Annotated in this window: 22 protein-coding genes; 9 read left to right on the plus strand and 13 right to left on the minus strand. The window is 56.9% G+C overall.

The annotated features are described in order from the left end of the window. Nucleotides 1–65: 65 nt before the first annotated feature. Complete coding sequence (locus ACFO5Q_RS02800) at nt 66–1,385, minus strand: RsmB/NOP family class I SAM-dependent RNA methyltransferase (protein ID WP_068148498.1); 1,320 nt, start codon at nt 1,383–1,385, stop codon at nt 66–68. A 125-nt stretch (nt 1,386–1,510) separates the two neighbouring features. Between ACFO5Q_RS02800 and ACFO5Q_RS02805 the strand changes: the two genes are divergently transcribed. The 3 genes from ACFO5Q_RS02805 (at nt 1,511) to ACFO5Q_RS02815 (ending at nt 4,552) form a co-directional block, all read left to right on the plus strand. After that, complete coding sequence (locus ACFO5Q_RS02805; RefSeq protein ID WP_068148502.1) at nt 1,511–2,230, plus strand: hypothetical protein; 720 nt, start codon at nt 1,511–1,513, stop codon at nt 2,228–2,230. Further along, complete coding sequence (locus ACFO5Q_RS02810; RefSeq protein ID WP_068148505.1) at nt 2,227–3,585, plus strand: AmpG family muropeptide MFS transporter; 1,359 nt, start codon at nt 2,227–2,229, stop codon at nt 3,583–3,585. Before ACFO5Q_RS02805 ends, ACFO5Q_RS02810 begins: the two co-directional genes overlap by 4 nt. A gap of 64 nt (nt 3,586–3,649) precedes the next feature. After that, entirely contained in the window at nt 3,650–4,552 is a 903-nt protein-coding gene (locus ACFO5Q_RS02815) for a GNAT family N-acetyltransferase (RefSeq protein ID WP_068148508.1), read from the plus strand. Between the two features lie 49 nt (nt 4,553–4,601). Here the strand turns inward: ACFO5Q_RS02815 and ACFO5Q_RS02820 are convergent, their stop codons facing one another. Genes ACFO5Q_RS02820 through ACFO5Q_RS02835 form a run of 4 tightly spaced genes read right to left on the minus strand, consistent with a single transcriptional unit; the run spans nt 4,602 to nt 6,629 of the window. Beyond that, nucleotides 4,602–5,252 (minus strand): DUF938 domain-containing protein, encoded by a 651-nt coding sequence (locus ACFO5Q_RS02820; RefSeq protein ID WP_068148511.1) that lies wholly within the window; start codon nt 5,250–5,252, stop codon nt 4,602–4,604. Next, nucleotides 5,249–5,485 (minus strand): DUF6460 domain-containing protein, encoded by a 237-nt coding sequence (locus tag ACFO5Q_RS02825; protein ID WP_068148514.1) that lies wholly within the window; start codon nt 5,483–5,485, stop codon nt 5,249–5,251. The genes ACFO5Q_RS02820 and ACFO5Q_RS02825 overlap by 4 nt, the downstream gene beginning before the upstream one ends. Before the next feature lie 33 nt (nt 5,486–5,518). Then, entirely contained in the window at nt 5,519–5,959 is a 441-nt protein-coding gene (locus tag ACFO5Q_RS02830) for a hypothetical protein (RefSeq protein WP_156431974.1), read from the minus strand. Next, on the minus strand, nt 5,943–6,629 hold the full coding sequence (locus ACFO5Q_RS02835; protein WP_082719907.1) for an EI24 domain-containing protein: 687 nt from the start codon (nt 6,627–6,629) through the stop codon (nt 5,943–5,945). The genes ACFO5Q_RS02830 and ACFO5Q_RS02835 overlap by 17 nt, the downstream gene beginning before the upstream one ends. A gap of 158 nt (nt 6,630–6,787) precedes the next feature. Here ACFO5Q_RS02835 and ACFO5Q_RS02840 point away from each other — a divergent pair, with 158 nt between their 5' ends. Then, nucleotides 6,788–7,774, plus strand: a complete 987-nt coding sequence (locus ACFO5Q_RS02840) for an adenosine kinase (protein WP_068148524.1) — start codon at nt 6,788–6,790, stop codon at nt 7,772–7,774. A gap of 17 nt (nt 7,775–7,791) precedes the next feature. Here ACFO5Q_RS02840 and htpX read toward each other — a convergent pair whose 3' ends face one another. After that, nucleotides 7,792–8,700 carry a zinc metalloprotease HtpX gene (gene htpX, locus ACFO5Q_RS02845; protein WP_068148527.1) on the minus strand — a complete coding sequence of 303 codons (909 nt, stop codon included), beginning with the start codon at nt 8,698–8,700 and terminating at the stop codon, nt 7,792–7,794. Between the two features lie 156 nt (nt 8,701–8,856). Between htpX and ACFO5Q_RS02850 the strand changes: the two genes are divergently transcribed. Both ACFO5Q_RS02850 and ACFO5Q_RS02855 read left to right on the plus strand, forming a co-directional pair. Then, complete coding sequence (locus ACFO5Q_RS02850) at nt 8,857–9,741, plus strand: CPBP family intramembrane glutamic endopeptidase (RefSeq protein ID WP_068148531.1); 885 nt, start codon at nt 8,857–8,859, stop codon at nt 9,739–9,741. A gap of 49 nt (nt 9,742–9,790) precedes the next feature. Next, the gene (locus ACFO5Q_RS02855) at nt 9,791–9,958 is read left to right on the plus strand and encodes a DUF1674 domain-containing protein (RefSeq protein WP_082719916.1); all 168 of its coding nucleotides are present in this window, start codon (nt 9,791–9,793) and stop codon (nt 9,956–9,958) included. Nucleotides 9,959–9,979: 21 nt separating this feature from the next. Here ACFO5Q_RS02855 and ACFO5Q_RS02860 read toward each other — a convergent pair whose 3' ends face one another. After that, nucleotides 9,980–11,767 (minus strand): hypothetical protein, encoded by a 1,788-nt coding sequence (locus ACFO5Q_RS02860; RefSeq protein ID WP_068148537.1) that lies wholly within the window; start codon nt 11,765–11,767, stop codon nt 9,980–9,982. Between the two features lie 8 nt (nt 11,768–11,775). Further along, nucleotides 11,776–13,398, minus strand: coding sequence for an ATP-binding protein (locus tag ACFO5Q_RS02865; protein WP_068148540.1), 1,623 nt, complete (start codon nt 13,396–13,398; stop codon nt 11,776–11,778). Nucleotides 13,399–13,531: 133 nt separating this feature from the next. Between ACFO5Q_RS02865 and ACFO5Q_RS02870 the strand changes: the two genes are divergently transcribed. Continuing rightward, the gene (locus tag ACFO5Q_RS02870; RefSeq protein WP_068148543.1) at nt 13,532–14,743 is read left to right on the plus strand and encodes an MFS transporter; all 1,212 of its coding nucleotides are present in this window, start codon (nt 13,532–13,534) and stop codon (nt 14,741–14,743) included. 1 nt (nt 14,744) lies between these two features. Here ACFO5Q_RS02870 and ACFO5Q_RS02875 read toward each other — a convergent pair whose 3' ends face one another. Continuing rightward, complete coding sequence (locus ACFO5Q_RS02875) at nt 14,745–15,722, minus strand: NAD-dependent epimerase/dehydratase family protein (protein WP_068148546.1); 978 nt, start codon at nt 15,720–15,722, stop codon at nt 14,745–14,747. Between the two features lie 100 nt (nt 15,723–15,822). Here ACFO5Q_RS02875 and ACFO5Q_RS02880 point away from each other — a divergent pair, with 100 nt between their 5' ends. Next, nucleotides 15,823–16,836, plus strand: coding sequence for a DUF481 domain-containing protein (locus tag ACFO5Q_RS02880; protein ID WP_231727266.1), 1,014 nt, complete (start codon nt 15,823–15,825; stop codon nt 16,834–16,836). Nucleotides 16,837–16,851: 15 nt separating this feature from the next. On the opposite strand, the gene ACFO5Q_RS02885 is transcribed toward ACFO5Q_RS02880, so the two are convergent. From ACFO5Q_RS02885 to ACFO5Q_RS02895, 3 genes are all read right to left on the minus strand, one after another. Continuing rightward, on the minus strand, nt 16,852–17,271 hold the full coding sequence (locus ACFO5Q_RS02885) for a secondary thiamine-phosphate synthase enzyme YjbQ (protein WP_197421120.1): 420 nt from the start codon (nt 17,269–17,271) through the stop codon (nt 16,852–16,854). A 5-nt stretch (nt 17,272–17,276) separates the two neighbouring features. Further along, a complete protein-coding gene (locus ACFO5Q_RS02890; protein ID WP_068148555.1) occupies nt 17,277–17,684 on the minus strand; it encodes an Hsp20 family protein in 408 nt (135 codons plus the stop codon). 217 nt (nt 17,685–17,901) lie between these two features. After that, complete coding sequence (locus tag ACFO5Q_RS02895; RefSeq protein ID WP_068148558.1) at nt 17,902–19,251, minus strand: SPOR domain-containing protein; 1,350 nt, start codon at nt 19,249–19,251, stop codon at nt 17,902–17,904. Between the two features lie 213 nt (nt 19,252–19,464). Between ACFO5Q_RS02895 and ACFO5Q_RS02900 the strand changes: the two genes are divergently transcribed. Further along, the gene (locus ACFO5Q_RS02900; protein WP_156431975.1) at nt 19,465–20,370 is read left to right on the plus strand and encodes a tetratricopeptide repeat protein; all 906 of its coding nucleotides are present in this window, start codon (nt 19,465–19,467) and stop codon (nt 20,368–20,370) included. Nucleotides 20,371–20,487: 117 nt separating this feature from the next. Here ACFO5Q_RS02900 and ACFO5Q_RS02905 read toward each other — a convergent pair whose 3' ends face one another. Next, on the minus strand, nt 20,488–20,994 hold the full coding sequence (locus ACFO5Q_RS02905; RefSeq protein ID WP_156431976.1) for a ribbon-helix-helix domain-containing protein: 507 nt from the start codon (nt 20,992–20,994) through the stop codon (nt 20,488–20,490). Between the last annotated feature and the right edge of the window lie 2 nt (nt 20,995–20,996).

Raw genomic sequence — 20,996 nt, forward strand, 5'->3', positions numbered from 1 at the left:
CTCCATATCAGGTTGCCCCTTGTCCCGCAAGCGCCAGATGGCGCGGCATGCGAGGGAAGCGGGGCTTATTTTGTCTTTTTCAATCGGGCGGCGAAAAATCCGTCTATCCCGCCTTCATTTGCCCGTTTTGAGGGCAGGCACAGAAGGTCGCCTTTGTCGGTTACAAGTTCACTCATGCCGCCGACCTCTGTCGCATCCACGGGCACCCGTTCAGCAGTAGCTTCGCGGCTCAGGAAGGCTTCGACCTGATCAACCCCTTCACTGGCTTCAAGGGAGCATACACAGTAAACCATCACGCCGCCAGCAGGCAGTAATGAGAAAGCGTGGTCAAGAATGCGGGCCTGCAGGTTCGCGAGCTTTACCACGTCCTCGGGCGCTTTGGTCCAGGTGACATCCGGGTTGCGGCGGAGCGTGCCGGTGGCTGAGCACGGCGCGTCCAGAAGAATGGCATTCACAGGTTTGTCCGGCGTATAGGTCGCAGCGTCTGCCGTGATGACTGTGGCGTCAAGGCCCGTGCGCTCAAGGTTGGCGCTCAGGCGCTTTAACCGGTTCTTGTTGCGGTCAACGGCGGTCACCAGCGCGCCCCTTGAGGCCAGCTGCATGGTCTTGCCACCCGGGGCCGCGCACAGGTCAAGCACATGCTTGCCCTGAATGTCGCCCAGAAGCGCGACAGGCAGGCTGGCGGCGATATCCTGCACCCACCAGATGCCGTCCTCGTAGCCCGGAAGCTTGGTCACATCCGTGAGGCCGCGCCTCAGCGTGCCATTGGGCATGATTTTGGCGTCCAGACGGTCAGCCCACAGGTCGGGGTCTTCCCCCGGCTTGAGCGTGATATCAAGCGGCGGGCTCGACTGCAGCGCGCGGGCGATATGCTGCATCTCGTCATGACCATAGGTTTTGGTCCAGCTTTCAGCGAGCCAGGCGGGCAGGTCATCCTGCGGGGTGCTGTTCAGCCGCTCAAGGAGCGCGCCCTGTTCGCGCGCCGCGCGCCTCAGCACTGCGTTCACGAGGCCCGCGAACCCCTTTTCCTTGCCCGGCAGGTCCTTGATGAGCGTGACTGTCTCATTGACTGCGGCATGGTCTGCCGTGCGCATCAGGAGTATTTGTGCAAGCCCTGTCAGGATGGCAGCTTCGGTCCAGGTGGCGTTCCTGGGCAGGCCGCGGTCCAGGAGGCGGCCCATAAGCGCCTTCAGGCTGCCGAACCGGCGGAGCGTCAGCATCACCAGATTCATGACGAAGGCACGGTCGCGTACGTCAAGGTCTGCACCTTTGGTGATCTCATCCAGCGCCGCATCGAACGGTCGGTTTTTCAGCGTTACGGCCATCAGAATCCGGATGGCTGCCTTGCGGGCCTTGAGGCCTGTATTTTCGCTCTCGTTGCTCATGCCGCTTCATAGCCTTGTTCCTGCCCCAAAGGGAAGGGAAAACCATTCTTGGCCAACCAATGATGCGCTTGCGCGGGCGCCCATTGCCGCCTACTAAGGAATGAAACAAGGGGAGCAGAAGAGACATGATCGAGCAAGTAACGATCGACGCCCGCTATAAAGGCCCGCCAAACAGCGGTAACGGCGGCTATTCATGCGGTGTGATGGCGCGCCATCTGGATGGTATTGTTGAGGCCAGCCTGAGGTTGCCGCCACCCCTTGATACACCGCTTGAGATTGTCGCGACTGACGAGGGTGTTGTGATGCAGCACGGCGAGACGCTGGTGGGCATTGCAAAACCCGCGACGCTTGATCTGGACGTGCCTGTGCTTCCCGACCCGCTGGTGCTGGGGGGTGATCCGGTTGACGCGCCGGGCAGGCCCAAGAAATTCACGCCTTTCGGCACCTGTTTCGTTTGCGGCCATGACCGCACGCACCCTGACGGCCTGTGCATCCATTCCAAGCTTGTGGAGGGGCATGAGGGCCTGGTCGCGAGCCAGTGGGGCCTTGATGGGGATTATGCGGACGAGAGCGGCAATGTGGCACCGGAATTTATCTGGTCCGCCCTTGATTGCCCCGGCTACTTCGCTTGCGCGGCTGGGGAGGCGGCGCTCCTTGGCCGCCTGACGGCTGAAGTTTTGGCGCCTCTCAAGGCTGAAGGCGAAGCAACCGTGATCGCCTGGGATCTGGGCGGTACAGGGCGCAAGCGCAAGTGCGGCACGGCGATTTATGCATCTGATGGCACGCTTGTGGCCAAGGCCGAAGGGCTGTGGATCATTGTCGACCCAGAGAAGATCAAGGCATGACGGAAACCGTGCCAGCGCAGGCGCTGCCAATTGGCCAGCGAATTGGCCGTTTGTTTCTGACTTTTCTCAAGAAGCCGCTTCTTGGCGCTTTTCTTCTGGGCATGACGTCGGGGTTTCCGCTGACCATCATTCTCGGAATCATGACTACATGGCTCCGTGAATATGACATCGATAAGTCGACAATCGGCATCTTCACCTGGGCTACGCTGCCTTATGCGCTGAAGGTGCTTTGGGCACCGCTTCTGGACCGGTTGCAGCTTGGCGCTCTCTCGTCCCGTTTCGGTCGCAGACGTAGCTGGATTCTGTTGGTTTGTGCTGCAATGGCGCTTGCGATCTGGGGGATGTCACAGTTGACGCCCGAGAGCCATCTGGCCGCGATTGGGACTTTGTCTGTATCCATCGGTTTTCTGTCGGCCAGCCTCGATATCCTGATTGACGCCTACCGAATTGAAGTGACGGAAGAGAAAGACCTGGCGCACAGCGCGGGCATGTATCAATGGGGATACCGCATCGCAAACCTGATTGCGGGCGCTGGGGTGTTCCTGGTTGCCGATCAATTGGGCTGGTCTTTTGCTCTCTCGCTGTTGCCGCTTCTCGTGATACCGGGGCTGCTGGCGATCTTGTGGCTTGGCGAACCCAAAGTCTATGAAGATGAGTTCCTGCGCGACGAGCGTGCGGCCCACAGTCATTTGTCTCCCTATCAGCTGCAAATATATGAAGCTGTGGTTTTGCCGCTTAAGGAATTTATCCTGCGCCAGAACTGGTACTGGATTTTGCTGTTTGTCGTTCTGGTGAAATTCGGTGATGTGATGGCGTCGGTGATGACAGGGCCGTTCCTTGTTGATCTCGGGTTTACGCTGACAGAAATGGCCATCGCGAACAAGACAGTCGGTGCGATTGCCGCAGCTGCCGGTGGCGGCGCGGGGATTTTTGTCTGGTGGTGGTTTGATACCTTCAGGGCCCTTCTGATCAGTGTGATTTTCATGATGGTCACCAACCTTGGGTTTGTGGTGCTTAGCATGATTGGGCCGGACACTACTGCCCTTGCCGTAACCGTTGGACTGGAGAACTTCGCCACTGGTGTGGGTGGCACGGTCATGATCGCCTACTTCGGTAGTCTGTGTAACCTCTCGTTCACAGCGACCCAGTACGCGCTGTTGTCCACGCTTTCGAGTCTGGCGCGCGGCTTCTTTGGCGGCTTCACCGGCTTCGTCGCGGACGCGATGAATTGGACCGAATTTTTTCTGGTATCGACAGCAATGGCAGCACCAGGTCTGATTGCGCTTCTCATTCTGTGGAAAAAGGATATAAGGGCGCGAAATCTTGAAAATGTTACCAGAAATGGCGACATGTGATGTCATGATGTGGTCAGATTGTTGTAATAGAGCTGCAACCTACCGCATCTATTAGGATGGTCTTATGAAAAGATATGCTCGCATTCGCCCCCGTGTCGCCGCGGCCCAAGCCATGGCTGGCGCTCCATCATATGTCCGACAAGGCAGCCTTGAGGTGCGTCTGGCGCGGTCCTTCAAGGAAATCAAAGCGGCGCAAAAACTGCGCTACAAGATTTTCTATGAAGAAATGCACGCCAAGCCCGACTGGCGCATGCGCATGACAAAACGCGACATCGACCCGTATGATACGGTCTGTGACCATCTGCTGGTGATCGACCATGACCGTCCGAAGTCGAAGCGGATCGTGGGCACATACCGCCTTCTCCGTCAGGAGGTAGCCGAGCGCAACAACGGTTTCTATTCGGCGGGCGAGTTCGATATCACCCCACTGATGAGCGACAGCTTCAAAGAGCAGATGGGCGAAGGCCGCCAACTTCTGGAACTTGGCCGCTCCTGCGTGCACAAGGATTACCGCGCCAACAGCACCATCAACATGTTGTGGAAGGGCATCGCCGAATATCTGAAAGAACACAAGATTGCTTACATGTTCGGCTGCGCGAGCTTCGAGGGCACGAACCCTGAAGAGTTCAAGGAAGCCTTCTCGTATCTCTACCATAATCATCTTGTGCCAGACGACTTCCATGTGAAGGCGCTCGATGGCCAGTATATCGAGATGAACAATATCGGCGAGAGCGATTTGGATGTACGCATGGCGCGCCGCGCGCTGCCGCCGCTTGTGAAAGGCTACCTGCGGATCGGTTGCTTCATCGGTGACGGTGCGGTGGTGGACGAACAGTTCGGTACTACTGACGTGTTTATCCTGTTGCCGGTTGAGCGGATCGCCAAGCGCTATTCCAAGCATTATGATGTAGGCGAGCTTGCGAACGACAGCACAGAGACAGAAGCAGCCAAAGCAGCCGCCAATTAACCGGCCTTCTATGTGTGACAGACCGAACGCCCTGCAGCCTGCGGGGCGTTTATTTTTTGAATACCAGCGAGAAATTGTTGGCGGGCATTGGGATGATGTCCGGTGCGCCAAATCCTGCGTCCCTGGCCAATTCCACGACCGCTTCCATATCCCTGACGCCCCATGACGGGTCACGTTCCTTGAGTGACGTGTCGAAGGCCTCATTGGATTCGGACGTATGGGCGCCTTCCCGTTTGTAGGGGCCATAAAGATACAGGGTGCCGCCCGTATCCAAGACCTGCCCAGCGCCGGACACCAGTGCTTCCGACACTTCCCATGGGCTGATGTGAATAAGGTTCGCTGCCATCACGGCTATCAGGGGCTCGGGCAGATGGTCAATCGGCCAATCGCCTTCCAGAAGGTTGAAATGCCTGGCTCGCAGAATGTTGCCCCGCCCAACATGCTCGCGCCAGGCGTCGATGCTATCCAGATGGCGCGGGTCGATATCGGTTGGTTGCCAGTGAAGGTTTGGGAACTGCGGAGCAATATGGGCCGCATGCTCGCCTGTACCCGCCGCGATCTCAAGAAGGCTGCCGGTTTCCGGCAGGTGAGCCTTGAGCACATCCAGGATCACATCCCTGTTACGGGCTGTGGCAGGCGCGTGGAGGCGCGCATCGGACGCCGCGTCCTCATGTTTGCCTGGGTTGAAAAAGCGCGTCATCCGCCTCGCCGCCGGTTCTTGAACTGCATAATGAAATATATGGGCACGACGATGGTGGCGCCGAGAAGCACATACTGAAGACCGCTGCCGACCAGCCAATCCCAGAGCGTGGCAACTTTATTGGCGATCCAGCCATATACGTCGCCTGGGCTCCACTCGAGCCAGTACAGCAAAAGCCCGACCAGGAAGCTCCAGATCAGCAGTTTGATGATGACGCCGGCATTGAACTGCATGTGTGTCTCCCTTCGAGCCGCTTTCTGATCACCTTATTTGTCAGGCCATTGGCCATTCGGCAAGACTTTCATAAGGCAGGCCTGTGTATCTGTGGTCCTGCCGTCCCGACCTCGCGCAGCTATATGATGTGCCTGGAAATATTCGTTTTGGCTGGGTTCGCGGAAAACCACCTCAAACACGCAAGTCTCATTTTCAAACAGCATGACCTGTATGGCCCCGTCCCGGCGAACAAGCGATGGATCACCAAGAAGCGCCATTACTTCACCAGGGTTCATGCCCTGCAGTCGCTCAGGTTCAGGCGGTGGCGGGGCAGGTTGTTGGATATCTTGGGGCAGGGTTTGTTTGGCCTCAATAGGTGGTTCAGGGGCCTGCGGCTGTGGCGGTTCCACACCGGTGGGGCCGCAGGCGGCCAAGAGGCCGCTGGCGGCAATAAACAGAAAGCTTTTGCTGAAACTCTTAACGGTCAAAGACACGGCCATCCTCATGCGCAAGGAAATGGAAGATATGGGTCATCATCGCGGCACCAAGGATAGGCGCCAATAGATTAAGGAAAGGTACAGCAAAAAGTGCTGCAATCATGGCACCGCCCACAAAAATTTTGCCCCCATAAAGGCGGCGCATGCGGTTGACTTCGCGCATGGGCATGTGTCGGATGGCAACCATTTCGAAATATTCCCGGCCCAACAGGAAGCCGTTGACCGCAACAAACAGCAAGAGTGTTCCAATACCGGTGAACAGCAGCACCACATAAGGCACAAAGGCGATGATATTCACCAGAATCACCAGAAGGGTCAGCTTGAGCGCCCCGAAAATGACATCGGCCAGGGATACCTTCCGCATGCCTTTTCGGTTCGGGTAATATTCCTCTTCGACCGCATCGGCGATCGTGTCGACCAGGAAACCCATCACCATGGTCACAAGACCAGGGAACAGGATGTAGGACCCGATGATGGACATGGTCCAGAAACCAGACTGGTCCAGCCAGTCGATGCCGGTGGTCCAGTCTTCGGGCCAATAGATATAGAGCGCATAGTTCAATCCGATCAGCGTTAGTGTCGCTGCAATCAAGGATATCAGGAACACGCTCCTGAATTTTGGGTGTAAGAGTTGCTGCCAACTTCGATTAATGGCCTGCCCGATCATGATCTATCCCCTCGCGTCTGTATTTCTGGCAACTGAAGTGCCTGTTGTTATCCTAAAAAGATAGGGACAAGCATCAAGGCTTGCAATGCTGCACATGTTTTCTATGGTGCGCCTAAGGAAAAAATCCGGGGCCAGGCCCCGCCCGCAAGGAATTACATATGTCGGAAAAATTTCAGGTATTGTGCATCGGGAACGCGATTGTTGACATCATCGCACGCGTGGATGACGCTTTTCTCGAAAAGCATGATCGGATCAAGGGCTCGATGATGCTCGTGGATGCAGACACCAGCGCGCGCATCTATGACGACATGCCGCCCGCGGTAGAACGGTCCGGCGGTTCGGCTGGTAACACGGCGGCGGGTATCGCGTCTCTGGGCGGCAAGGCAGCCTACATCGGCCGGGTTCATGATGACCAGCTGGGTATGGTGTTCCGCCATGACATTCGCGCCGTCGGCGTGTCATACGAGACCGCGCCCGCGTCTGAAGGCGCCCCAACCGCTACCAGCATGATCCTGGTGACACCCGATGCCCAGCGCACCATGAGCACCTACCTGGGTGCCTGTGGCGAGTTGAGCCTGAGCGATATTGATGAAGACGTCGTGGCGAATTCAGCCGTGACTTATATCGAAGGCTATATGTGGGACCGTGATCACCAGAAAGAAGCGGTGCTTCATGCCATGGATGTGGCGCGCGATAACGGCAAGCTGGTTTCGATTTCGCTGTCTGACAGTTTCTGCGTAGACCGGTTCCGCAGTGAATTTGTGGACCTGGTTGAAAACAAGGTTGATATCCTGTTTGCAAATGAAGCCGAGATCACGTCGCTCTATCAGGTGGATACCTTCGAAGAAGCCATGGAACGCCTACGCCCCCATGTGAAGCTGGCGGCCTTGACGCGGTCCGAAAAAGGATCTGTGATCCTGACGGCTGACGAGATGGTGACGGTTCCAGCCCATCCGACCACCGTTGAAGATACAACGGGCGCCGGTGACCTGTATGCTGCTGGGTTCCTGCATGGCTACACAAGCGGCAAGGACCTGGAGACCTGCGCCAAGCTTGGCGGTCTGGCGGCTGCGGAAGTCATTTCGCACCTGGGCGCGCGCCCGGAAACCAACCTCGCAGACCTGGCGGCAAAAGAGGGGCTGTAAGTCAGCCCCTTAATCCCTTAACCCCAAGGCCCCCGGCGGGATGACCCACTGTCAGGGATGCCGGAAGCACCGGGTGATGCTGCAGGCGGCCTATGGTTGGCCAGCGCCTGAAGCCGCGCTATGCGCTCTTCCATGCGCGGGTGCGTGGAAAAGAGGCTGTCAAACGCCCGGCCATGCAGCGGGTTCACAATGAACATATGGGCGGTGGCTGGGTTGTCCTCGGCCGCTTCATTGATTGTTCGGCTGGCACCAAAGTGCAGTTTCTCAAGGGCGCTGGCGAGCGCGAGCGGCTCGCCGCTGATTTCTGCTCCGGTCTTGTCGGCTGCAAATTCCCGTGTGCGGGAGATGGCCATCTGCACGAGCATAGCGGCCATGGGCGCAAAAATCATCACCAGGATCGTACCGATCAGCCCAAGCGGGTTATCGCGCCGGCCCCCAAAGAACAGGGCAAAATTGGCCAGCATGGAAATGGCACCGGCAATGGTGGCTGTGATGGTCATGGTCAGCGTATCGCGGTTTTTCACATGCGCCAGCTCATGCGCCATCACGCCTTCAATCTCGGCGCGGTTCAGTGTTTTCAGAAGCCCTGTTGTGGCGGCAACAGCCGCATTCTCCGGGTTGCGGCCTGTCGCGAATGCGTTGGGCTGTGGATTGTCGATGATATAGACCCTTGGCATCGGCAGGTCTGCGCGGCGCGCCAGTGTGGCCACCACCGATACAAGTTCCGGCGCCGTGCGGGCATCCACTTCGCGCGCCCGGTGCATGGAAAGCACCATCTTGTCGGAATTCCAGTAGGCGAAAAAATTCATGACTGCTGCGATCATAAAAGCGATCGTCACGCCGTCTGTCCCGCCAAGCATATAGCCAATGGCGAGGAACAGGCCGGTCATTGTGGCCATCAAAAGGGCAGTTCTGGCAAAACTCATCATAGCTCACTCAAACGTCGTTCCGTCGCAACCATATTGCGCATCCCTTAATATTTGGGCAGCGTGAACTTTGGTTCAAGATGTGCGCCTTTCACTTATAAAGGCGACCAAAATTCGCTAAGACAGATGTAGGGCGAACGGGAAAAGGGAAGTTTCATGTCTGAAAACAGGCAGATAAATGTTCCGTCAGCGGATATGGTATCGAAAGCTATCGCGCTGTTTCTGGTGCTGACGGCCATATTGTCTGCAGGCGCATCCCTTCTGGTAATCGAAATGGGGTTCAAGCGTCACTATGTGGCCATCATGATGTGGACCCCAGGCATTTCGGCGCTTCTTGCCTATAAATTCCTGAAACTGGATATTGCCTCCTTTGGTTGGGCCTGGGGGCGGCCGAAATGGCAGATATTGTCATTCGTAACGCCCATCATATACGGCCTGGTGGCATATGGCATCATCTGGGGCTTCGGCTTTGGCGGTGTGCTGGACCCGAAGTTTGTTGAAGAAGCCGGGTATCACCTTGGGCTGGTCGGCTGGTCGCCTACAGCCACTGTGGCCATGGGGGTCTTGATCTTTGGTGCCGTGGGCATGATCTGGCACATGGCGACATCCCTGGGTGAGGAAATCGGCTGGCGCGGCCTGCTGACGCCGCTCCTTCTCCGGAAGACTAGTTTCCCGGTTGCTTCCCTTGTGACTGGCCTTGTCTGGGCCGCCTGGCACATGCCGCTTATCTATTTCACCAAATATAATGCCGGGCCGGTGGATCTTCATGTCCAGTTTGCCAACTTTGCCCTGATGACGGTGGGTATTTCCTTTATCATGACCTATTACCGGATCAAGTCCGGGAACCTGTGGACAGCGACCGTTTTGCATGCCGCGCACAATGCTTATATCCTGTCGATCCTGCAGCCGATGACCGTGCAGTATGAAGAAACCTGGCGGTATGCCAATGAATTCGGTTTCATTCTGCCTCTTGTTATTGCGTCGTTCGGCCTCTATTTCTGGTATCGTGCCCACCGCGAAGGGCTGACGAAAGCTGGGTAAGCTATGGCCTGGGAGCCTGGTGAAAGAAAGACTGGCGAAGGAATGTGTGATGAGTGAAAAGACAGAGACCGGCGCTGGAAAAGCCAAACCTGAATCTGTTGCCGAACAGGCAACAACCGATAACCAGAAGCCGCCCAAAGAACTTGGCGGCCGCAAAGGGCCTGAGCCAACGCGCTACGGCGACTGGGAAAAGAACGGCCTTATTTCCGATTTCTAGAAAGCAGTGTTCAAGCGGTGATCAGGCGGTCCCCGTCTGATTACTGTCGTCTGACGCCGCAGCATCTTCGTCATTAATGTCGGTTTCTTCGATGCTTTCCTCTTCGGAGGCGGTTTCTTGCGGTGGCTTGGTAATCCCGGCCTGCTCCAGAAGCAGCCGGAATGACATCAGTTCCATTTCAGCGGCCTTGCGGTCGAGGCCCGCGATCAGGCCTTCGGTAAAGCCCGGCTGCTTCATGTAAATGCGCACCTGATGCTCGGCCCTGTCCCGGCAGTCCCCGGTCGTGAAGAAATCGTCCGCCAACATGTTCAGGATTTTCTTCGACTTTTCCTGCAGGCTGATGTCCAGGCCGTGGAGCTTCTTAAGCACCTGTGTATTGTCCAGGATGGCACGGCAGAAGGCATCCAGCTTTTCGGCAATCTTGCGCCTGTGCATTTCCGTGAGGTCGGCTTCGTTGATCCGCTTTTGAAGCTTGGTCAAATCCCCCATGCGCTGGATCGGCTGGTGGTTGTCCAGCCCGACGAAAACGGATTCATACTCGGGCCGGGTCAGGATCGGTAGCATGAAGTTGGCTACCATCCTCTTGTTGCCGTGCCCGATGGTATATTTCTCCAGATCCAACAGCGCGTTCATCTGGTCGATCGGGCTTTTCATCTCAAACAGTGTTTCGCCAACGGCCTGGCTGTTGAGAAGCCGCGCAGACCTTTTGGACAGGGCTTCTTCCAGCCCTTCAAACTGGCTCATGTCGCTCACCAGCGATTCAAGGGTATCCCGAATGTCGTTCAACCGCTTCAGCTGGTCTACCAGTCCCTGGTCGCTGATCGGCTTGGCGGCCTCGATTTCTTCCTGTAGGCGCGCAAGCAGAACGCGGGCCGTCTGGGGCATCTGGCCTTGCGACAGGAAACCATTCAGCCGCAGCACTTCATCGCTGAAGCAGGGCGAGTGTTCATTTTCGCCCATCATGCTCAGTTGGCCGGCCTGCAGGTGGGCGAGCCAGATAATGAATTGTGCCCTGTCTTCAGGTTCGCCAAGAAGCTGGAAGGGTACAGATTTGTGCTGCATCAATTCCGCGATGAACTGGTCCAGAATTTCGATCACCCAGGCTGGTCTGTCCGCAGCCAGAAGGATGATAGTCCGGCCGATCTTGTCGCTGAGCGTGACCGCCGGGCGCAGGTATTCTGTGATCGCGGAAATCAGGAGAAATCGCTTGTTGGACTTTTCCTTGAGCTGTTCGATGATTGGCTTCAGACGTCCCATCTCCAGCGATGGAATTTTTTCCGCATTGCCTTTCATGATCTCGATCGACTGATCGATGATCTTGTAGATCTTGCGCATCCGCTCCTGGATGGAGCCCTGCTCTTCCTCAAAGGACACAGCGGTCCGCTGCACCGCGTTCTGAAGCTTGGTGCCGGCGTTATAGAGCTTGTAATAATGCTCCAGGCTGTGCAGGAGCTCTGTGGGCGTGATCATCCAGTCGGCAAGAGTGTTGCCAAGGAGTTCCCAGATCGAACGCCTGCCATCCGGGCTATAGAGATCGTCAGGGGTCAGGCACGGTGAGATAGTGCCGCTCTGGTCATACTTCGACTGTTTGCGCTGGGCACCCCGTGAATAAATCTCGATCGACGAGAATTCATTGTTGGCTTTGTCGTAGCTCTCCTTGGAGACTTTGATTCCGGTGTACCTGCGGCTGCCCCAAAGCTCCTCGGCTTTTTCAACGGCAACTTTCCGGTCTTTGATTACTTCCAGAATGGTCCAACTGCTGCCGCGTCGCCCCACAATCTCGTAATGGACGCTCTGGCCTAAGGACATTGTGCCTCCTATCTCACTCCACGCCTCCAATTGTTGATCGTATCGTTCACCAATTCCTCAAGGCAGTCAACATCTTGCCGCCAGCTTTCGTGAAACTCCGGATCATTACTTGCAGGTCTGCGGTGTTCATCAAGAAAATCGAGCCGCACCCGGATCGGGCACCCGACCCCTTCGCCGGCGACGACGCATTCCCTGTTCTGGAGACTCGGCAGAGCCGCCAGGAAGCTCTCACCGCCCTCGGGCATGGCGTCAGCCACATAGGAGCGGTCCTTCTCGTTGTTCATGCGCATTGACACAATGGTGCCGCACTGGCTGAGCACCGCTTCAGACAGGTCGGAAGGGCGCTGGGACACGAGCCCTAGTGACACGCCATATTTCCGGCCCTCCTTGGCAATGCGCTCGAGCGACTTGCGCGCTGCGTGAATGCGGGTATCGCTTGATGCGTGGGGTACGTACCGGTGGGCTTCTTCGCACACCAACAGGATTGGGGTGGCGCCTGCGTGTCGCCGGCTCCACATGGCGAAATCGAACACAAGGCGGCTCAGGAGAGAGACTACCACATCGACGATGTCAGACGGCACGCCAGAGAGATCAAGCGTGGTCACAGGGCGCCCGTCAACAGGGAAGCGCAAAAGCTGGGATACCAGGCTGGTCAGGTTGTCCTGCATCAGCATGCCGGAAAACATGAAAGCGAAGCGCTGGTCGCCCCGAAGTTCCTCGATCTTGTTCCTCAATCTCAGGAACGGGCGAACTTCTTCTGCCTTTTCAAAGCTTCCAAGCTCGTCATCGATGGTTTTAAGGAGGTCAGTCAGCTTATAGGGGATGGGTGTATCCACCGTCAGTTTTGTAAGTTGGTAGCTTGGCCCAGATATCTTGCGCGCGGCCAGCAGGCACCGTTTCAGGATATCGACTTCCGCTTGCCGGTTGTGGGCATCGCGGCCGACAAAAACCTCCACATGCTCTTCGAAATTCATAAGCCAATAGGGCAGCTTAAGATTGTCGGTAGAGACATGAACACCGTTGCCGGAAAATGCACGGGCATATTCATTGTGGGGGTCCAGGATCACGATATGAGCGTTTGGGCACCGCTCCACCAGCCGGTGGATCATCAGGGAAACCGTGCTTGATTTCCCCGTGCCAGTACTGCCCAGAACGGCGAAATGTTTGGACAGCAGCTTTTCCACCAAAAGATTGGCCGGGATCGTGCCGCTCGGGTGCACCGTCCCGACACGGATAGAACCGCCGCTTCTGGGGGCATATATTTTTTCCAGATCGGATTCCGTTGCCGCATAAGCCGGGTTGCCGGGAAGCGGGAATGTCCGCACCCCCCGGGAGAACTGCTTTTCGCTATATTGGCCCAGAAGATCGACTGTCAGGTTCAGGGCGCCAGACTGACCGGCCGTGACCTTGCGGATCACACCAAATAGCTGGTCCTCCCCGACGGGGAGCCTGAGCGTTGCACCGATGCGAAGAAAATCCGATAGGGACCCATCGCGGGCGAGGGTAGGTTCGACTGCCAGCGTGAAACCCGCAGCATCAACGGCCGCTACATGCCCGAGAAGTCGGGCTTGACGGCTATTATCCTGCACGCCGGGGCCTGTACCGGTGGGCAGGGGAGATGGGAGAGGCATGAAGACCTCCTATGTTGCCTGATCGACTCAATTCATTTGAGTTTTTTCCAGCCTGCGCCTATCTGCTTAACAAGGTTTTAAATTTCCAATTTGCTTAAAATCCGCACTAGCGTGACCTTCTGGAGCCCGACATATGCCCTTCGCGAAAAATGACCTGAAACTCCTTGCCTTTGGCTTTGCGGTGGCGGTCTTTTCAAGCTTCGGGCAGACCTATTTTATCGGTGTTTACCGGGAGCCGATCTCTGTGGCCTTTGGCCTGTCTAACAGTGACTTCGGCCTATACTATATGATGGTCACCATCGGCAGTGCCGTGGGCCTGAACCAGTTTGGTCACCTGATAGACCACATGCCGCTCAGGCGCTATGCCGCCTGGCTTGTCATGTTGCTGGCGCTGGCATGCTTGTTCATGGGGCTGGCAGGGCCTGTTTTCTTGCTGTTTGGTGCGATGGTGCTGGTGCGGCTTCTGGGACAAGGCATGATGGTGCATGCGGCCATGACCACCATGTCCCGCTATTTTGACCGAAACAGGGGGCGTGCGGTTGCTATCGCAGGCCTTGGCATGCCCGTGGGGCAGGCTGTCTTTCCGCCGCTTGCGGTGTTCCTGATGACACTCATGACATGGCAGTCCAGCTGGTTGGTTTTTTCCGGCATTTGCCTGGCGGTCGCCTTGCCGCTGGTTCTTTACCTTCTGCGGCATCATGAAAAGCATCATGCAGATTGGTTGACAGCTACAACGGCCGCCGGGCAAACGGATGGGGCTGTCGGCGGCAAGGTCTGGCGCCGCCGCGATGTTGTCCGGGATTATCGCTTTTATCTGATGCTGCCAGCGCTGATCGTCACGCCTTTCTGGATTACCGCAGTGTTCTTCTTTGCGGCAGAGATAGCGGACTCCAAGGGCTGGACCATGCAGGCCTTTACGGGATTTTACTGGCTGTATGCCTTGGGGGCGGGGGTAACGCCTCTTCTGGGTGGGGCGCTTGTTGACCATTTCGGAGGGCGCCGGTTGCTGCCGTGGTATCCGCCGGTGATGGCACTGGGTCTCTATGTGGGGCTGATCAGCACCGGCAGCGCTGGTATCGGGCTTTTTCTTGCGCTCATGGGTCTTGTGCTTGGGGCTGCTGGGCCGGTGAACAATGCCATGTGGGCGGAGATTTACGGCACCCGTTATCTGGGTGAAATCAAGGCGCTGGCCACATCCCTTCTTGTGCTCTCAACGGCGCTGGCGCCCTACCTTATTGGGCTTTTTCTCGACAGTGGCGTGGCGTTCGAGACGCTTCTGGTGGCAGGTATCATCCACAGCCTTGTCAGCAGCCTTCTGGTGCTGCCTGTCGCAAAGGGGCGCTAGCCTATAGCCGCCCCTGCTCGCGCAAGTATTCGATGCTTTCCTTCACCGACTGTTCCAGCGGCACTTCGCGGTAGTCCAGTTCTGCGACTGCTTTCTCGCAGCTTGCCGCCACGGTCTCTGCCGCGAAATAGGCTTCTTCCGGTGTGATCATCGGCCGTTTGCCGGTAATAGCTGAAACCACCGACAGCAGGCGGGAGAGAACCTTCAGCATAATGGCGGGTGTGGGCTTTCCTGGTGCAGGTTTGCCAAGTTCCTGCGCGGCGAGGGACAGGAATTCGCGCATCGTCGCATAGGGTCCGCCCAGGATGTAGTTTTCGCCCTTTTGCCCTTTCGTAAAGGCTGTGACGATGGCTTCTGCGACGGCCCGCCCATTGGCGAAATTCCCGGCCCCGGGAGGCACGCCCGGCAGCGTGCCCTCATTCAGCATCTGTATCATGCGCGACCAATTATGATCGTCATAGCGGCCAACGATATGGGTGGGGTTCAGGATCACGGCGTCAATACCACGGCTGACAGCGTCAAGCACGCGCCGCTCGGCAATGGCCTTGGTGCGAGCATAGGAAACCCAGCTGTAGATGCCTTTTCTCTCACTTGCCTCTGTCACGGTGTCTTCGTGGATGCCGTAGACGGATGTGGAGGATACATGGACGAAGCGGTCCGCCTTCAGTTCCTGGCATAGCTGCAGCATGGATTCTGTGCCGCCAATATTGATGGCGGCCTGTTGGCTTGCATCCTTTTTCCAGGTGCTGGTGTCGGCGGCGACATGGAAAATGCAGTTGATGCCAGCAGGAAGTTGGTTTTTGCAGGCGGTTACATGCAGCAGGTCACCCTGCACGAAGGTGATGCCGTCCCCGATCAGTTTACGAGCCCGATCCTCATTGCGGACCAGGGCATAAATTGTCCAGCCCTGTTCGCGCAGGACATCAACGATATGTCGCCCAAGGAATCCTGTGGCGCCGGTAATGAATGCTGCAGGCATGATTATTCCCCCTTTTAGGCCGTTGAAGGCTTGTCTTTTTCCCGCTGTAGGGCTAAGTGACTGCCCAAATATCCCCGATTACCGAAGGACTATGGCCTTGATGACGACGTTTGGCAAACACACACTCCGACTGGCGGCGCAAATTCTTTTTGCCAGCACCCTTCTTACCGCTTCTGTGTCTGCAGACGGATCGAAGGGGTATGACAAACTTCTGGAGACGGCTGTAACCAGTGGCGACAAGGCTACCTTCGATGTGATCCTGAATACTGCGCTGACAACCTGGCCCGATGACCGGGAAGCTATCCTTGCTTTTGCCAAAGGCCTGAAGGCCGACTGGATGGAGCCAGCACAAATCGAGGAAGTGGAAGAAGCTGAAGCGCGGAAGATTGCAGCTGAAGAGGCGTCCAAGGCGCGCGGCATCATCTATTATCTCGACCCGGCCTTGTGGAACGGGCAGGCCGAACTGGGTGCGACATCCTCTACTGGTGATTCTGACGAGCAATCCATTTCCATGGGCCTCAGCTTCCGCCGTGATTTCGGCAAACGCTGGTCTCATGACCTTGATCTGAATTTTGATCTGGCCCGCAGCAGCGGCGCGACCACCCGCGAGCGCTTTCTGGCCAAATATGAAACAATCTGGCGTCCGTGGAACGGAACCTATGCGGTGAACTATACAGAATTCGAGATGGACAAATTCTCAGGCTATGATTACCGCATCATTGAGAATATCGGTATCGGTTACCAGCTGTTGGATACTGAGCGGCACAAGCTCCGGATTCAGGGTGGTCCGGGCATCCGGATCAGTCGGGTGGAGGCAACATTCGACGATGTGGGCGCGATGCTGTCGCCAGCCACGACAGAGAGCGAATTTCTTGGCCGCATTTCCAGCACCTATGAGCTGAAGCTGAGCGATAGCCTCACCTTCAGGGACCGGGCATCTGTCCTTGTGGGCGTTGACATGACGACGGTGGAGAATTGGATGGAAATGACTTCCCGCATCAATGCGCATCTTGCGGCACGTGTGTCGTTTGAAGTGCGCTATGAATCTGCCCCACCGGTTGGTACAGCGGCCTGGGATACCATTACCCGTGCGGCGTTGGTTTACGACTTCTAGGAAACCGCAGTTTCTTTATTTGCCTGTCAGGTGGCACACAACACGGCGCGTGTGACCCATGCGCCGGTGTTCCAGGACATAAATACCTTGCCAGGTACCAAGGGCGGGCCTGCCGCCCGTAACCGGAATGGTCAGCGACACATCTGTCAGTGCTGCTTTGACGTGCGCGGGCATATCGTCCGGGCCTTCACAGGTGTGGCGGTATAGCCGCGTGTCCTCTGGCGCAAGGCGCTCAAGCGCATCGGTCAGGTCTGCCTGGACATCTGGGTCGGCATTTTCCTGAATGGTAAGTGATGCACTTGTATGCTGGATAAAAAGCGTTAGCAGGCCGGTCTCAATCCCGCTTGCCGCGACAAATGCCCCAACGTCCCGCGTGATCTCGAAGCACCCTTGCCCAGAAGTGGAAACCTGAATTGTCGTTTGATCCTGCCGCATCAGTATCAGCTGATCTTGATGGTGCGGATGGTTTCCTGTTGCTCGGGTCGCGTCAGGTCGATGTGCAGGAGCCCGTGTTCCATCGATGCATCGCTGACTTCCATGCCGTCTGCCAGCACGAATTTGCGTACAAACTGGCGGGCTGCGATACCCCGGTGCAGATAGGCCCTGTCGCTGCTGTCGTCGGTCTGTTTGCCGCGAATGATCAGCTGATTTGCTTCAAGGGTGATCGAAAGGTCGTCACGAGTGAAGCCTGCAACCGCGAGTGTAATGCGGATGGCAGTGTCACCGATATGCTCGATATTATAGGGGGGATAACCCTCGCCTGAATTTTTCGAAACACTGTCCAAAAGTTCCTCCAGTTGGTCAAAGCCCAAAAGGAACGGACTGTTGAAAATCGACATGCGGGACATGAGCCTCTCCTTGATCAAGCGAATGGCACTATCATACCGCCCAAGTCCCCTCTGACGTCTTCGGCGCCCTTCCCGGAAGCGGCGCGGGGCTCAATGGCGCCTTAGGCGGATACAGAAAAAGGATGCCATGGTCTGGCATCCTTTCTAATTCTGGGTATTGCGGCGCATCCGTTCAAGAGGAAAAGCGCAACTGACAGACTTTATTGGCTGACTTTGATCAGCCCAAGCTGGCTGTCTGGGTTGTTGTTGCCGATGGCTTCTTGGTGGCGCTGGTTTCTTCAGGCAAGCTGCCTTCGGTTTTCTCCGGCGGCCTGATCCAGCAGGACGTGCCGCGGGCCCGCAATTCCTTGCACAGGTCTTTCGCCTGTTTCAGGGTCTTGAGCGGCCCGGCGTTAAGCCGGTAATAGAAGCCTTTCGGGTCTGTGTCCCGGTCTCCGAAATCCACTTCGGACCGACGTGGCGGAATATCCTGCAGCAAGTCGCCGCTTTGGCGGTACAGGATGGTCCAGCCGCGCATCAGGTTTTCGATCGTGCGATACGCGCCGATCTGCAGCGCCCAGCCCTCCGGTTCTACCAGGGGCGGAATTTCCGTCAGCTCATAATCGGCCTGTGCGACGACAGGTTCTGTTTCTGGCTCTGGCTCAGGTTCTGGTGCCTTGGCCATCATGACCGGCTTTTCCATAAGCCGTTTGGCGGCTTCCTGACGGTCGGTCGAATCGGCTATCTGCAGGTTTGCAGCCTCGTCACGCGTCCAGGACGGGTCGATGGTGCCGGTGACCAGCGCCTGCATGCGCTCGCTTGGCGCCAGGCTTGAAAGTGACCGGTAAAAGGTAAAGGTGTCACCAATGGTCTCAGGGTCAAGGTCCAGGCGTGCAATCTTGAATGCGTCCGATTCGCGGCCATCAAGGAGATAGGCCATTGCCAGGTTTTGTCGGCCCTGAGGGCCCAGCATGCCGGCCTTTACCATCGGTTCCAGGATGCTTACCGCAACTTCTGGATGACCGGTGGTGGCATAAAGGAGCGCCCGGTTCGATAGCCCTGTTGGGTCTGCGACCACGGCCAGCGTGTTCATGGCGTCACCGGTGCGGCCCAAGGCAGCTTCCGAGATGGCAAGACCAGACAGAATCTTGGTGTCGCCTGGTGCATAGGCGCGGGCCTGGTCAAACGCGCTCAGCGCGTCTTCGAATTGGCCTAACGCCAAATTAGTCTTGCCGAGAGTATACCAGCTGTTGCCGTCCATCTGGCCGCGTGCCCCGAGGGTCGTTAGAATGCGGACCGCTTCTTCGTGCGCACCGCGGGCAGAAAGGCTGTTCGCCAATGCGGACAGCACTGCAGGGTCGCCTGATCTGGCACCTAGGTGCCGATACAGCGGTATGGCTGCTTCATGCTGCCCGTTGGTCGCCAGATCATCCGCGATAGCCTTAAGTCCGCCGGCTGATTGGGCACGGCTTGCGGAAAAATCCGATGCGACAGGGGGCATATCGGATGCGCTTTGGTAGCTGCAGCCCATCAAAGCGATGGTGCTGGCGCACATAAGAAGTGGCCTGATATATTTGTAACTGTTCATATAACGCTCACTTGTAAGCGTGGTTTTGCCTGATAAATTCAGGTCATACCCTATGATAAAGACGTGAAAGAAGGTTTAATCTTCCAAAATGCTTTTAGGCGTTTTTTCGCTTAATTTTATCTAAAATCCCGTTAGGTTCAGGGCATGAGAATGTTGCGAATATGGTTAATCACTGGGCTGTTGCTCGGCTACATCGCGGGCGGGGGAAATGTCGTGTCCGGTTTGCAGGAGACGCCATCCGAAGATGACCGGTTGGGCGACGGCATCAGAAATGCGCTGGAGCTGATCCGGGAAGACCAGGTAAGCGCTGCGATTGATATGCTGCGCCGCCTTGGCGAGCTTGGTAACGCAGAGGCTTTTTTCCACCTCGCTGAAATCCACCGGATTGGTGTGGGGCGCGAGCCAGCACCCAAAATCGCATTGATGTATTACCGGCTTGGTGCCCAGATGGGCAGCAAGCAGGCGGCTCTTAATCTGGCAAATATCCTGTTTTTCGAAGGTGACCGAGATGAAGCATTGGTCCAGGAGGCCATGGCCATCTGGCAGCAATATGCGCTTCTGGGTGACGTTGAAGCCATGTACCTTCTGGGCATGGTGTACTGGAACGGCGAAGGCGGTTTGGTGCCTGACCCGATCAGGGGCTATGGGCTTGTGTGGCGGGCCGCAGGCGCAGGGTATGACCCCGCGACAGAGACAGAGCCGGCAATGCAGCAGCAGCTGAAGCCTGAGGCCATCCAGGCTGCGCATGACTATGCAGGGGACCTTGAAGTCAAGGGCTTCGACCGCAAGCCGCTGGATCTGCATCTGGTGACCGACGCCGAAATAGATCTGCCTGACGACGATCCCGCGTCACTGAAACCTGAAAATTGGGAGGCAGTCTGGCGGCTGGAGGTCGGGTTTGCCATGGGCGAAGAGGACACGCGCCTCTTGGAAACGGAAATCCTTGCCAAAAAGGCGGATACAGTGGGCGACCTTTATCATGAAGTGATTGAAGCGCCCAATAGGCCGGGCCTTTACCGGCTGTTGTTTGGTCCGGTTGGCACGATGCAGGATGCGGTCAGGCGCTGCGTGTCTTTGAAGCGGTCTGGATACGACTGTTTCGCCAAACCGCCGCGCTAGAGCATAGGGAAAACGGTGCACGGGGGAACAGCCGTTTCAGCTGCTCCCCCGCTTGCTCCTCCCAAAGAGCCAGGACTTGGGAGGTGCATCCCCATAACCCTGGTAATCAGGCAAAGCTTATTTTTTTGAGCCGCAAATGCAGCTATTGCCGCGTGTTTCTGACTTCAACAGGTCCCGGATCGCTTCTTCCATCAGGGCTTGTTGGCTGGTGCCTTTTCGGGCGGCCAGAAGACGAAGCTGCATGTCCATGTCTTCGTTCAGCCTGAGCGTCTTGTGCTTGCGCGTGTCGCAGGCCGTCTTCACCTTCGTGGCTTTCGAGGTTCGTACCACCCCGTCCGTTTGCGCCATCAGTGTATGCCGTGCCTCAACGGGGGCTAACAAAGGACGAGGTGGTGTCTGCTCGGGTGCCTTGTGAGGAGGGGCCGAGCAAATCGGTTCATTTACAGCTTCAGGCTTGGCCTTCAGTGATGGTGTGTTTTCCAGTGCCGTCGGCTTTTTCCTGGCCGGCGATTGCCAGCCCTTTTCCGCCGGCATGTCCGGGGCAAAAATATCCCGCGCCGAGGCGGAAGGTTGCGCATGGCCCTTTCTGGCAAGCAATGATGCGGTCAAAGATGCCATTGTCATGG

This window comes from Kordiimonas lipolytica (assembly GCF_042651265.1).
Taxonomy (GTDB): Bacteria; Pseudomonadota; Alphaproteobacteria; order Sphingomonadales; family Kordiimonadaceae; genus Kordiimonas; species Kordiimonas lipolytica.

Coding starts and splice junctions, on each gene's coding strand:
- ACFO5Q_RS02815 (WP_068148508.1), top strand. CDS start 3,650: ATGAAAAGATATGCTCGCATTCGCCCCCGTGTCGCCGCGGCCCAAGCC.
- ACFO5Q_RS02895 (WP_068148558.1), bottom strand. CDS start 19,251: ATGAACAGTTACAAATATATCAGGCCACTTCTTATGTGCGCCAGCACC.
- ACFO5Q_RS02800 (WP_068148498.1), bottom strand. CDS start 1,385: ATGAGCAACGAGAGCGAAAATACAGGCCTCAAGGCCCGCAAGGCAGCC.
- ACFO5Q_RS02840 (WP_068148524.1), top strand. CDS start 6,788: ATGTCGGAAAAATTTCAGGTATTGTGCATCGGGAACGCGATTGTTGAC.
- ACFO5Q_RS02825 (WP_068148514.1), bottom strand. CDS start 5,485: ATGCAGTTCAATGCCGGCGTCATCATCAAACTGCTGATCTGGAGCTTC.
- ACFO5Q_RS02820 (WP_068148511.1), bottom strand. CDS start 5,252: ATGACGCGCTTTTTCAACCCAGGCAAACATGAGGACGCGGCGTCCGAT.
- ACFO5Q_RS02850 (WP_068148531.1), top strand. CDS start 8,857: ATGTCTGAAAACAGGCAGATAAATGTTCCGTCAGCGGATATGGTATCG.
- ACFO5Q_RS02865 (WP_068148540.1), bottom strand. CDS start 13,398: ATGCCTCTCCCATCTCCCCTGCCCACCGGTACAGGCCCCGGCGTGCAG.
- ACFO5Q_RS02875 (WP_068148546.1), bottom strand. CDS start 15,722: ATGCCTGCAGCATTCATTACCGGCGCCACAGGATTCCTTGGGCGACAT.
- ACFO5Q_RS02860 (WP_068148537.1), bottom strand. CDS start 11,767: ATGTCCTTAGGCCAGAGCGTCCATTACGAGATTGTGGGGCGACGCGGC.
- ACFO5Q_RS02905 (WP_156431976.1), bottom strand. CDS start 20,994: ATGACAATGGCATCTTTGACCGCATCATTGCTTGCCAGAAAGGGCCAT.
- htpX (WP_068148527.1), bottom strand. CDS start 8,700: ATGAGTTTTGCCAGAACTGCCCTTTTGATGGCCACAATGACCGGCCTG.
- ACFO5Q_RS02855 (WP_082719916.1), top strand. CDS start 9,791: ATGAGTGAAAAGACAGAGACCGGCGCTGGAAAAGCCAAACCTGAATCT.
- ACFO5Q_RS02890 (WP_068148555.1), bottom strand. CDS start 17,684: ATGTCCCGCATGTCGATTTTCAACAGTCCGTTCCTTTTGGGCTTTGAC.
- ACFO5Q_RS02885 (WP_197421120.1), bottom strand. CDS start 17,271: ATGCGGCAGGATCAAACGACAATTCAGGTTTCCACTTCTGGGCAAGGG.
- ACFO5Q_RS02870 (WP_068148543.1), top strand. CDS start 13,532: ATGCCCTTCGCGAAAAATGACCTGAAACTCCTTGCCTTTGGCTTTGCG.
- ACFO5Q_RS02880 (WP_231727266.1), top strand. CDS start 15,823: ATGACGACGTTTGGCAAACACACACTCCGACTGGCGGCGCAAATTCTT.
- ACFO5Q_RS02805 (WP_068148502.1), top strand. CDS start 1,511: ATGATCGAGCAAGTAACGATCGACGCCCGCTATAAAGGCCCGCCAAAC.
- ACFO5Q_RS02810 (WP_068148505.1), top strand. CDS start 2,227: ATGACGGAAACCGTGCCAGCGCAGGCGCTGCCAATTGGCCAGCGAATT.
- ACFO5Q_RS02835 (WP_082719907.1), bottom strand. CDS start 6,629: ATGATCGGGCAGGCCATTAATCGAAGTTGGCAGCAACTCTTACACCCA.